The 11737-nt window shown below is 71.3% G+C and carries 9 protein-coding genes and 2 pseudogenes; 3 read left to right on the top strand and 8 right to left on the bottom strand.

Annotated elements, in window-relative coordinates:
- From GTW67_RS02715 to GTW67_RS02705, 3 genes are all read right to left on the bottom strand, one after another.
- Positions 1 to 884 (bottom strand): ADP-ribosylglycohydrolase family protein (locus GTW67_RS02715; RefSeq protein ID WP_161163184.1); only part of this gene is annotated, 884 nt, incomplete at its 3' end.
- A gap of 12 nt (positions 885 to 896) precedes the next feature.
- A complete protein-coding gene (locus GTW67_RS02710) occupies positions 897 to 1556 on the bottom strand; it encodes a histidine phosphatase family protein (protein ID WP_161163183.1) in 660 nt (219 codons plus the stop codon).
- Between the two features lie 62 nt (positions 1557 to 1618).
- Positions 1619 to 2224 (bottom strand): DUF4937 domain-containing protein, encoded by a 606-nt coding sequence (locus GTW67_RS02705; RefSeq protein WP_161163182.1) that lies wholly within the window; start codon positions 2222 to 2224, stop codon positions 1619 to 1621.
- Between the two features lie 155 nt (positions 2225 to 2379).
- Between GTW67_RS02705 and GTW67_RS02700 the strand changes: the two genes are divergently transcribed.
- Positions 2380 to 2913, top strand: a complete 534-nt coding sequence (locus GTW67_RS02700) for a TerD family protein (protein WP_161163181.1) — start codon at positions 2380 to 2382, stop codon at positions 2911 to 2913.
- A gap of 65 nt (positions 2914 to 2978) precedes the next feature.
- Here the strand turns inward: GTW67_RS02700 and GTW67_RS02695 are convergent, their stop codons facing one another.
- Positions 2979 to 5882, bottom strand: coding sequence for a vitamin B12-dependent ribonucleotide reductase (locus GTW67_RS02695; protein WP_161163180.1), 2904 nt, complete (start codon positions 5880 to 5882; stop codon positions 2979 to 2981).
- Between the two features lie 166 nt (positions 5883 to 6048).
- Positions 6049 to 6600, bottom strand: coding sequence for a transcriptional regulator NrdR (gene nrdR / locus GTW67_RS02690; RefSeq protein WP_161163179.1), 552 nt, complete (start codon positions 6598 to 6600; stop codon positions 6049 to 6051).
- A gap of 564 nt (positions 6601 to 7164) precedes the next feature.
- On the opposite strand from nrdR, the gene lexA reads away from it, so the two are divergent.
- Complete coding sequence (gene lexA, locus GTW67_RS02685) at positions 7165 to 7944, top strand: transcriptional repressor LexA (protein ID WP_161163178.1); 780 nt, start codon at positions 7165 to 7167, stop codon at positions 7942 to 7944.
- Between the two features lie 146 nt (positions 7945 to 8090).
- Here the strand turns inward: lexA and GTW67_RS02680 are convergent, their stop codons facing one another.
- The 3 genes and pseudogenes from GTW67_RS02680 to GTW67_RS02670 all read right to left on the bottom strand — a co-directional run.
- Positions 8091 to 10067, bottom strand: a complete 1977-nt coding sequence (locus tag GTW67_RS02680; RefSeq protein WP_161163177.1) for an ATP-dependent DNA helicase — start codon at positions 10065 to 10067, stop codon at positions 8091 to 8093.
- Positions 10068 to 10194: 127 nt separating this feature from the next.
- Positions 10195 to 10968 carry a GNAT family N-acetyltransferase gene (locus GTW67_RS02675; protein ID WP_346010538.1) on the bottom strand — a complete coding sequence of 258 codons (774 nt, stop codon included), beginning with the start codon at positions 10966 to 10968 and terminating at the stop codon, positions 10195 to 10197.
- A gap of 46 nt (positions 10969 to 11014) precedes the next feature.
- Positions 11015 to 11215 (bottom strand): annotated as a pseudogene (locus tag GTW67_RS02670) (iron transporter); the annotation flags it as partial.
- Between GTW67_RS02670 and ppgK the strand changes: the two are divergent.
- A pseudogene (gene ppgK, locus GTW67_RS02665) lies at positions 11205 to 11723 on the top strand (polyphosphate--glucose phosphotransferase); the annotation flags it as partial. The pseudogenes GTW67_RS02670 and ppgK sit on opposite strands and share 11 nt — an antisense overlap.
- Between the last annotated feature and the right edge of the window lie 14 nt (positions 11724 to 11737).

Here is an 11737-nt window from a genome sequence, read left to right as displayed (position 1 = left end):
AGCGCCTCCGTCCGGGCCACCCACTCGGCCGGCGGCGCGCCCGCCCGGCCGGCGGCGGCGGCGACCACCCCGCCCACGATCGCGCAGGTCGTGTCCACGTCCCCGCCGACCTGGGCGGTCGTCCAGAAGGCGTGCTCGTAGTCGCCGAGGGAGCGCGCGGCGGACCACAGCGCGAAGGGGACCGTGTCGTGCGCGGTCGTACGCCTGCCGCAGCCCAGCACGGCCGCGACGGTGGCCGCGTCCGCGTAGTCGAGCATGTCCCGGGCGCGGCGCAGCCCGGCGCCGACGGCGCTCTTGGGCACCAGGGCGATCACCCCGTCGAGGAGCGCGTGCGCCCCGGGCGGACCGTCGGCCGACGCGGCCAGCGCCGCGGCGGCGGCGACCGCCATGGCGCCGACCACCGCCTCGCGGTGCTGATGCGTGGGGTAGGCCGAGATCTCGGCCTGGTGTGTCGCCTGCTCCGGGTCGTCCGCGTACCAGGCGCCCAGGGGCGCGATGCGCATCGCGGCGCCGTTGCCCCAGGAGCCCTGGCCGTTGAAGAGGCCGGCGGCGAGCTCGCGCCAGTCCCCGCCCTCCCGGACGAGCCGCAGCAGCCGGTTGACCGCCGGGCCGTAGCCGCGGTCGAAGTCGTGGTGCTCGGCGAAGGAGCGGGCCAGGGCGTCCTGGTCGATACGGTGGTGGACGGCCAGGACGGCGACCACGGAGGCGGCCATCTCGGTGTCGTCGGTCCACTGCCAGTCGCCCGGCGGCAGCTCGCGGCGCTTGAGGAGCGGATAGTTCGCGGGCACGAAGAACTGCGAGCCCAGCGCGTCCCCGACCGACAGTCCGCGCAGGCTGGCCAGGGCCCTGTCCAGGCGCCCTTCAGGAGATGAATGAGCCGTCATCGCCCTGCCACCTTATCCCGTGATCCCGTACGGCTCCGGTTCCCGCCAGCGCTCGAAGGGCCGGTCCAGGGTGTACTTGCCGTCCTCCCCCAGAACGAGCATCCGGAGCTCGCCGTTCCCGGGGTTCGACAGCGACTCGAACTCCGCGACCGTCCAGTGGAACCACCGCATGCAGAACAGCCGCATCGCCAGGCCGTGGGTGACCAGGAGGACGTTCGGCGGGTGGTCGGGGGCCTCGAAGCTGCGGAACAGGCTCTCCAGGAAGCCGCCGACCCGGTCGTAGACGTCGGCGCCGGACTCGCCCTGCGCGAAACGGTAGAAGAAGTGGCCGTAGGCGTCGCGGTAGGCCTTCTGCAGGCGCACGTCGTCGCGGTCCTGCCAGTTCCCCCAGTCCTGCTCGCGCAGCCGGGGCTCCTCCCGTATCCGTATCAGCTCCGGGTCGAGGTGGAAGGCGCGCAGCGTCTCGTGGGTGCGGCGGTACGGGGAGACGTACACGCTGACGCGTTCGCGGCCGAACACCTCGCGCAGGGTCCTGCCCGTCTCCTCGGCCTCCGCCCGGCCCCGCTCGGTCAGGGCGAGCGCGTGGTCGGGTTCGCGTTCGTACACGGAGTCGTCGTGGTTGCCGATCGACTCGCCGTGCCGGACGAGAACGATGCGCCGTGGTCGTGCCATGCCAGAACCCTAGATCGTGAAGCGCGGAACCGAGGACTCCTACCTGCCCCGTACGGCGTAGGTCACACGGTCCAGGAGGGTTCCAGCTGCACGATGTCCCCGGTGAGGGCCGCGACGTCGGCCTCCGTCTGGGCGCGCAGGGCGAGCCGCTCCACCCGCTCGGCGCGGTACTTGCCGTGTTCGGCGGCCGACCGCCACATCGACAGCACCAGGTACTCGTGGCCGGGTGCCTCGCCGAACAGCCCGCGGATCATGCCGGGCGAGCCGGCCATCGCGGGGTTCCAGACCTTCTCCTGCATCAGCACGTAGTGCTCGGCACGGTCCTCGTGGGCGCGGCAGAGCGCCACCCGCAGCAGGTCGGCGTCGGTGAAACGGGGCTCGAACCCGGTCTTCACGTCGAAGCGGTGGTCGAAGAGCCTGACCTGGGCGTCCTTGAAGGTGCCGGCCTGGGCCGAGGCGAGCCGGTCGTGCGAGCGCGCCATGAAGGAGTCGTAGAAGGCCCTGCTCTCCCAGAAGGCGAACACATGGGCCACGTCCGGCCGTCCCCGGCTCCAGCCACCCCCCTGCCCCCGAAAACCCGGCTCCCCCGGAAGCCCCGCCCACTTCCGCTGCCCCCGCTCGAAACCGCGGCGGTCGACCACGGTGCAGCGAATCCACTTGACCAGCACCGCGCCATGGTAAGGCCAGGGAACGTGGCACCGGTCACTCTCGGGCGGAGTGCTCCTCCGCTGCCGTCCGCGGGCGCATGGCAGGATGGACAACCGGCCGACAGCGGTCGGCAGTTGGGGTGGCGGGGCAAGCAGGACCGGGGAAGGGGAAGTCTGTGAACGGCCTCAGCAAGGGGATCCGCAAGGTCGAGGTCGCGCTGCGTTGGGACCCGAGTCCGGCGGGAGAGCCACCCGCCGACCTGGACGTCGTCGCCGGGACGTACACGGCAGACGATCCGTACGGGGACCCCTCGTACGTGGTGCACTTCGACAGCCGCTCACCCGACGGCACCATCTATCTGAACCGGGACAGCCGGGACGGCAAGGGCTTCGGGTACGACGAGGTCATGACGCTGGAGCTGGAGCGGCTCGACGCCCGGTACGCGCGCGTGGTCGTCGGCGTCGTGATCCAGCAGCCCTCCGGGGAGCGGACCTTCGCCGGCGTGGCCAATCCCGGCCTGCGCATCCGGGAGGGCTACACGGAGCTGGCCGAGGACGCTTTCGCCGGCGTGCCCGGGGCGACCGCGGCGACGGTCGCGGAGTTCGTCCGGGACGAGACGGGGGCGTGGGAGTTCCGCGGCGGGGTCCACGGCTTCGAGGGCGACCCGGCGACGTTCAGCCGCACGATGGGCGCGGCCCGCAGGCCGTGAACGCGGTGACATGAGTGAGGGGCGCAGGCCTTGGCCTGCGCCCCTCACTCATGGGGTCCTACCGGTCAGCTGCAACCGCTGGTCGAGCCGCAGCCCTCGCAGATGTAGCAGGAACCGGCGCGCTGCATCTTCGTGCCGCAGGAGAAGCACAGCGGGGCGTCGGCCTGGATGCCCAGCTGCATCTCCACCAGCTCGGCGCTGGTGTGCGCCTGCTGCGGAGCCGGCTTGGCCACCTCGGCCTCGGCCTTCGGCGTGGCGACGGCCTTCAGCTCCTGGGCGCGCGGCGCCGACTGGGCCAGGCCCTCGACGTCGACCTCGTCGTCGGACGGCTCGTACGAACCGGTCTCCAGGTGCCGCTGGCGCTCCTCGGCGGAGTGGATGCCGAGCGCGGAGCGGGTCTCGAAGGGCAGGAAGTCCAGCGCCAGGCGGCGGAAGATGTAGTCGACGATCGACTGCGCCATCCGCACGTCCGGGTCGTCCGTCATGCCGGCCGGCTCGAAGCGCATGTTGGTGAACTTCGAGACGTACGTCTCCAGCGGCACGCCGTACTGGAGGCCGACGGAGACCGCGATGGAGAAGGCGTCCATCATGCCCGCGAGCGTCGAGCCCTGCTTGGACATCTTCAGGAAGACCTCGCCGAGACCGTCGTCCGGGTAGGAGTTGGCGGTCATGTAGCCCTCGGCGCCACCGACCGTGAAGGACGTGGTGATGCCGGGACGGCCCTTCGGGAGGCGCTTGCGGACCGGGCGGTACTCGACCACCTTCTCGACCGCGGCGCGGATCGTCTCCTCGGCCTTCTCGGTGACCTCGGCCTTCTCCGTCTCCTTGGCCGACTTGGTCTTCGCGGAGAGGGGCTGGCCGACCTTGCAGTTGTCGCGGTAGATGGCGAGCGCCTTGACGCCCATCTTCCACGCCTCGAAGTAGACCTCCTCGACGTCCTCGACGGTCGCCGACTCCGGCAGGTTGACCGTCTTGGAGAGGGCGCCGGAGATCCACGGCTGGATCGCGGCCATCATGCGCACGTGGCCCATCGCGGAGATGGAGCGCTCGCCCATCGCGCAGTCGAACACCTCGTAGTGCTCGGGCTTTAGGCCGGGGGCGTCGATCACATTGCCGTGGTCGGCGATGTGGGCGACGATCGCCTCGATCTGCTCCTCCTGGTAGCCCAGGCGGCGCAGGGCCTGCGGGACGGTGCCGTTGACGATCTGCATCGAGCCGCCGCCGACCAGCTTCTTGAACTTGACCAGGGCGAGGTCGGGCTCGAGGCCGGTGGTGTCGCAGGACATCGCCAGACCGATGGTGCCGGTCGGGGCGATGACGGACGCCTGGGAGTTACGGAAGCCGTTCTTCTCGCCGAGGCGCAGCACGTCCTGCCAGGCCTCGGTGGCGGCGGCCCAGATCGGCGTGTCCAGGTCGTCCATGCGGACGGCCTTGGCGTTCTCGTCGGAGTGCTGCTTCATCACCCGCAGGTGCGGCTGCGCGTTGCGGGCGTAGCCGTCGTACGGGCCGACGATCGCGGCCAGCTCGGCGGAGCGGCGGTACGAGGTGCCGGTCATCAGGGAGGTGATGGCACCGGCGAGGGCGCGGCCGCCGTCGGAGTCGTAGGCGTGGCCGGTCGCCATCAGCAGGGCGCCGAGGTTGGCGTAGCCGATGCCGAGCTGGCGGAAGGCGCGGGTGTTCTCGCCGATCTTCTGGGTCGGGAAGTCCGCGAAGCAGATGGAGATGTCCATCGCGGTGATGACCAGCTCGACGACCTTCGAGAAGCGCTCGGCGTCGAAGGACTGGTTGCCCTTGCCGTCGTCCTTCAGGAACTTCATCAGGTTCAGCGAGGCGAGGTTGCAGGACGTGTTGTCCAGGTGCATGTACTCGCTGCACGGGTTCGAGCCGTTGATGCGGCCGGACTCCGGGCAGGTGTGCCAGGCGTTGATGGTGTCGTCGTACTGGATGCCCGGGTCGGCGCAGGCCCACGCGGCCTCGGCCATCTTGCGGAAGAGCGCCTTGGCGTCGACCTCCTCGATGACCTCACCGGTCATGCGGGACGTCAGACCGAACTTGCCGCCGTCCTGCACGGCCTTCATGAACGTGTCGTTCACGCGGACCGAGTTGTTGGCGTTCTGGTACTGGACGGACGTGATGTCGTCGCCGCCCAGGTCCATGTCGAAGCCCGCGTCGCGCAGGGCGCGGATCTTCTCCTCTTCCTTCACCTTGGTCTGGATGAAGTCCTCGATGTCGGGGTGGTCGACGTCGAGGATGACCATCTTGGCCGCGCGGCGGGTGGCGCCGCCGGACTTGATGGTGCCGGCGGAGGCGTCGGCGCCGCGCATGAAGGAGACCGGTCCCGAGGCGTTGCCGCCGGAGGAGAGCAGCTCCTTGGAGGAGCGGATCCGGGAGAGGTTCAGGCCGGCACCGGAGCCGCCCTTGAAGATCATGCCCTCTTCCTTGTACCAGTCGAGGATCGACTCCATGGAGTCGTCGACGGCCAGGATGAAGCAGGCGGAGACCTGCTGCGGCTGGGGCGTGCCGACGTTGAACCAGACCGGGCTGTTGAAGCTGAAGATCTGGTGCAGGAGGGCGTAGGCCAGCTCGTGCTCGAAGATCTCGGCGTCGGCGGGCGAGGCGAAGTACCTGTGGTCCTCGCCGGCCTTCCGGTACGTCTTCACGATGCGGTCGATCAGCTGCTTGAGGCCGGTCTCGCGCTGCGGGGTGCCGACGGCACCGCGGAAGTACTTGCTGGTGACGATGTTGACCGCGTTCACCGACCAGAAGTCGGGGAACTCGACGCCGCGCTGCTCGAAGTTGACCGAGCCGTCGCGCCAGTTGGTCATGACGACGTCACGACGCTCCCAGGTCACCTCGTCGTAGGGGTGGACCCCGGGAGTGGTGTGGACGCGCTCGACACGGAGTCCCTTGCCCGCCTTGGTGCCCTTGGCGCGGGAGCTCCGTGCCGGACCGCTCGCCGTCTCTGTCATGCCGCCTCCCTGTACGGGCGAAAACGCCCTGAAGTGCCGCGATTGTTCCCGTGGCACGGTGTTCTGTCTGGTGTTGCGGGCACCTCTGGCTCCGCCCGCAACAGGTCTCTTCTCTCGCCGTCGACCGGCCGGGCCCGGACCGCCGGGTCCGGATCCGGCCCGCCGGTCAGTCGGCGGCGCCTGCGGGCTCGGGGACCTGTGCCGCCCCCGTGGACCCGCGGTCGTTCTCCTGGCTCCCCGAGCCGACCTCGTCGCCGTCCTCGCCGGGGTGCCCCGTCGCCTCCCTCAGCTCCGCGATCGCGGCCTCGAAGTCCTCGAGCGAGTCGAACGCCCGGTAGACCGAGGCGAACCGCAGATAGGCGACGAGGTCGAGTTCCTGCAACGGGCCGAGTATGGCCAGCCCCACGTCGTGGGTGGTCAGCTCGGCACTTCCGGTGGCCCGCACCGCCTCCTCGACCCGCTGGCCGAGCTGCGCGAGCGCGTCCTCGGTGACGGGCCGGCCCTGACAGGCCTTGCGCACACCGTTGATGATCTTGATGCGGCTGAACGGCTCGGTGACCCCGGACCGCTTCACCACCATGAGCGAGCACGTCTCCACGGTCGTGAAGCGACGGGAGCAGTCGGGGCACTGGCGGCGCCTGCGGATCGACGTGCCGTCGTCGGTCGTACGACTGTCGACGACGCGGCTGTCGGGGTGCCTGCAGAAGGGGCAGTGCATGAACTCCCAACCCTCCTCACAGCAGACTCAAATAGCCTCACGAGACCCTTCAGGCCCCTCGAAGCAGCCCCCAGCATAGGCGATCGCGGCGGGCCTGAAGACCCGGGGCACCACAACTTGTGGGCTGCTCTCGCAATCCAACCACTAGATGTGGGGCTTGGCCCATACATACACGCCCCGCACGCGTGTCGCGCCCGTGCGTACAAACGGCCGCATGCCCCCGAGGTGCGGGGATACGCCCGGGCGCGCCCGCACCGCCCCCGCGCATGCGGAGATACCGTGGGCGCCGCGGGGAGGGGCCGTGGGGCTACCGCACAGATGGGCACCGGCTCCCGTCGGACGGGATGCCTGATGGCAGACTGGGGCGACAACCAGCGAGGTCGCCACCCGGCGGTGAAGAGTACAGCAATGAGCCCTTTTGTCCGTCGGGCACCGCGATAGCCATACACCCAGATTTCTTCTCCGGGCGGTCGATTCGCGTTTTTTCACTCGAACGTGTGTTTGGCGCAACCTTTCGAAAGCTACTACCGTTGTGCTGCAGGGAGACCATCGAGAGGGGCCGACGTGACCACCACCGCCGACAGTGCCGCGATCACTGCCCAGGACCGCCCCCAGGGCCGCCCTGAGCCGGTGCATGCGATGAGCGAAGCCACGCTTGCCGAGGGGCCCAAGCGCTCCCTGCCGGGCCGACCTCCCGGCATCCGGGCGGACAGCTCGGGACTGACCGATCGCCAGCGCAGGGTGATCGAGGTCATCAGGGACTCGGTGCAGCGGCGTGGGTACCCGCCGTCGATGCGGGAGATCGGCCAGGCCGTCGGCCTCTCCAGCACCTCCTCCGTCGCGCACCAGCTGATGGCGCTGGAGCGCAAGGGCTTCCTGCGCCGCGACCCGCACCGCCCGCGCGCCTACGAGGTGCGCGGCTCCGACCAGGCCGCCTCGGTGCAGCCCACGGACACCGCCGGCAAGCCCGCCGCGTCGTACGTGCCGCTGGTCGGACGCATCGCGGCCGGTGGCCCGATCCTCGCCGAGGAGTCCGTGGAGGACGTCTTCCCCCTGCCCCGGCAGCTGGTCGGTGACGGCGAGCTGTTCGTCCTCAAGGTCGTCGGCGACTCGATGATCGAGGCCGCCATCTGCGACGGCGACTGGGTCACGGTCCGCCGCCAGCCGGTCGCCGAGAACGGCGACATCGTCGCCGCGATGCTCGACGGCGAGGCCACCGTCAAGCGCTTCAAGCGCGAGGACGGCCACGTCTGGCTCCTCCCGCACAACTCGGCCTACGAGCCCATCCCCGGTGACGACGCGACCATCCTCGGCAAGGTGGTGGCCGTACTGCGTCGCGTCTGAGCGCCACGCCGGGCGGGTCCCGCACGACAGCGACCCGCCGCCCCGACCGGGCCCCGGAACCTCTGCGCCGGTTCCGGGGCCCTGCGCTGTCCGGGGGCCTCCTCAGCCGCCTTCCGGCTGCCGCTCAGCCGCCCTCCGTCTGCGACTCAGCCGCCCTCCGCCTGCCGCGCGACCGCGTCGATGGCGGCCAGCGACTTGCGCACCTGGTTGCGGTCCGTGGTGAACCAGAAGTCGGGCAGCGACGCCTTCAGATAGCTGCCGTACCGGGCCGTCGCCAGCCGCTGGTCCAGCACGGCGACGACACCGCGGTCGCCCGACGCCCGGACGAGACGGCCGGCGCCCTGCGCCATCAGCAGCGCGGCATGCGTGGCGGCGACCGCCATGAAGCCGTTGCCCCCGGCCTCCTCGACCGCCTTCTGCCGGGCGCTCATCAGCGGGTCGTCGGGGCGCGGGAACGGGATCTTGTCCATGACGACCAGCTGGCAGCTGGGCCCCGGGACGTCCACGCCCTGCCACAGCGACAGCGTGCCGAACAGACACGTCTTGGGGTCGGCGGCGAAGTTCTTGATCAGCTCGCCGAGGGTCTCCTCGCCCTGGAGGAGGATCGGGTACTCGGGGATGCGGGAGCGCAGCTCCTCCGCGGCCAGCTGGGCCGCCCGCATCGAGGAGAACAGGCCCAGCGTGCGGCCGCCGGCTGCCTGGATCAGCTCCGTCAGCTCGTCGAGCATGTCGCCGCGGTCGCCGTCCCGCGCGGGGCGGGCCAGGTGCTTGGCGACGTAGAGGATGCCCTGCTTGGGGTAGTCGAAGGGCGAGCCGACGTCGACGCCCTTCCACTGCGGCACGTCGTCGCCCTCGGTGCCTTCGGGGGCGAGGCCGAGGGAGGCGCCGACGCCGTTGAAGTCGCCGCCCAGCTTCAGGGTCGCCGATGTCAGCACGACCGAGCGGTCGGTGAAGAGCTTCTCGCGCAGCAGTCCCGAGACGGACATGGGGGCCACGCGCAGGGAGGCCCCGAAGCGGTCGTGCCGTTCGTACCAGACGACGTCCCACTCGGAGCCGTCGGTGATGCGCTCCGCCACGTCGTGGACGGACTCCACCGAGGCCAGCGCCTGCTTGCGGACCGCGTCCTCGTCCTGCACGGACCTGTCCCGCGTGGTGCCGATCGCGGAGATGACCGTGCGGCAGGCGTCGCGCAGCGCCATCAGGGCGTAGCCGAGGTCCTCCGGGACCTCCTCCAGCCGGCCGGGCAGGGCCAGCTCCATCAGCCGCTCGAAGCCCTCCGCGGCGGTCTGGAGCTGGTCGGCGGCCTTCTCGTTGACGAGCTTCGCGGCCCGTCGCACCGCCCGGTTGACCTGGCCGGGGGTCAGCTCGCCGGTGGCCACGCCGGTGACCCGGGAGACCAGCTCGTGCGCCTCGTCGACGATCAGCACCTCGTGCTGCGGCAGCACCGGCGCGCCCTCGATGGCGTCGATCGCGAGCAGCGCGTGGTTGGTGACGACGACGTCGGAGAGCTTGGCGCGCTCCCGGGCCGTCTCCGCGAAGCACTCCGCGCCGTACGCGCACTTCGAGGCGCCCAGGCACTCGCGCGAGGACACCGAGACCTGCGACCAGGCCCGGTCGGAGACGCCGGGCGTGAGGTCGTCGCGGTCGCCGGTCTCCGTCTCGTCGGCCCAGTCCCGCATCCGCAGCAGGTCCTGGCCCAGCCTGCTGGTGGGGGCGGCGGCCTCGAACTGGTCGAACAGGCCCTCCTCCTCGTCCTGCGGGACGCCCTCGTGGAGTCGGTGCAGGCACAAGTAGTTCGACCGGCCCTTGAGCATCGCGAACTCCGGGCGGCGGCGCAGCTGGGGGTGCAGGGCGTCGACCGTGCGCGGCAGGTCCCGCTCCACCAGCTGGCGCTGGAGGGCCAGCGTCGCGGTGGCCACGACGACGCGCTCCCCGTGCGCCAGGGCGGGCACCAGGTAGCCGAGAGACTTTCCGGTGCCGGTGCCGGCCTGGACCAGCAGATGGGAGCCGTCGTCGATCGCTTCCGCGACCGCTTCGGCCATGGTCACCTGGCCGGGACGCTCCGTGCCGCCGACGGCGGAGACGGCGGCGTGCAGGAGTTCGGGGAGTGAGGGCTTCGTCATAGCGCGACCACCCTACGGCCCGGCACTGACAAACGGGTGACGGCGGCGGGGAGCAGGGACGGCAGGGGGCGCGGGGGCGGCGGGGACACGGGTGGGCTCCTCGGCGGGCGGGACGGATGGACAGGGCCTACGGCAGCTCGCGCGCGCCCCGCTCCCGGACCATGAGGGCGGCTCGCTTGCCGGGCAGATCGATCTCGGCGGCGAGCTCGAACCCGGCCTTGCGGAAGGCGGCGACGGACGGGGTGTTGCGCAGGTCGGGTTCGGCGAGGACGCGCGTGCAGCGGGTGCGCCGGGTGAGGACGAGGCCGGCCACGGCCCTGATCAGCGTGGTGCCGAGGCCCCGCCCGCGGTCGGCGGCGTCGCCGACGAGGAGGTGGAGGCCCGTGTCGTGCGGCCGGACGGGACAGTGACGGGCCAGCGGGTCGAGGTCGGCCCGGTAGACCTCCCAGTAGCTCATCGGGGTTCCCTCCAGCAGGCCGAGGCACGGGACGCTGCGTCCGTCGCCGGTGAGCTGGGTCCGCAGGTGGTCCTCGGTGACGCTCTGCGGCCCGGCCAGCTCCCAGAAGGCGGCGACGGCGGGGTCGTTCATCCAGCGGCCGATGAGCGCGGCGTCCTGGTCGAGCCGGACGGGCACCAGCTGGAACAGGCCCTCGGGGGTGGCGGTCGGGCCCCAGTGGGCGACGCGGTCGAGCAGGTCGTCGCCGGTCGGTGCGTCGGGGCCGCCGGGGTCGGGGGCGAGGCCGGGGTCGGGGTCGGGGTCGGCCGGCTGTTCCCGGAAGAGGGTGACGAACTCCTCGGGCAGCTGAAGATCCAGGGTGTCTTCCTCGTCCGTGTCCGTGCCGGGCTCCGGGTCGGTGCCGGGGGCGGTGCCGGCGTCGGGGCGCGCGTCGGTGGAAGCCACGGTGTCGCTCCTTGCGGAAGTTCGGGTCGGGGGTGGTCGCGGGTGCTCAGGAGTGCAGGGGGTTGGTGATCGTGACGTAGACGGACTGGGTGTCGACCGGGCCGACGAGTTCGTCGAGTCCGTGCAGGCGGGTCAGCAGGTTGGCCTTGCAGCGCAGGACGGGCGAGTCGAGCAGCCGGGCGGGCAGCGCGCCGCGCAGCGGGGCCGGGCCCGAGGCGAGGCGGCCGAGGAAGCGGCGGAAGGCGGCGAACGTCGACAAGAGCTGGGTCGACACGGACGCGCGCGCCCTGTTCGGCGAGCGGCTCGGCGGACTGGACGTCACGGTCGTCAACGACGCGGACGCGGCCGGCGTGGCTGAGATGCACTTCGGCGCGGGACGCGGCCGCCAGGGGACGGTCATCCTGCTCACCTTCGGCACGGGCATCGGCAGCGCCGTCTTCACGGACGGCGTCCTCGTCCCCAACAGCGAGCTGGGCCACCTGGAGCTGGAGGGCCACGACGCGGAGAAGCGGGCCTCCAGCAAGGTCAAGGACGACCACGACCTGTCGTGGGAGCAGTGGGCGCACCGGGTGCGGAAGTACCTCGCCCACGTGGAGATGCTGTTCTCGCCCGAGCTGTTCATCATCGGCGGCGGGGTCAGCCGCAAGTCCCACAAGTTCCTCCAGTACCTGGAGGGCATCCAGGCGGAGATCGTCCCGGCGCAGCTCCAGAACAACGCGGGCATCGTGGGAGCGGCGATGCGGGCGGCGGGCTGAGGGGCGGGCGGGGG

This window comes from Streptomyces sp. SID5910 (genome assembly GCF_009862125.1).
GTDB lineage: Bacteria > Actinomycetota > Actinomycetes > Streptomycetales > Streptomycetaceae > Streptomyces.
This window is presented reverse-complemented; position numbering and strand designations above follow the sequence as displayed.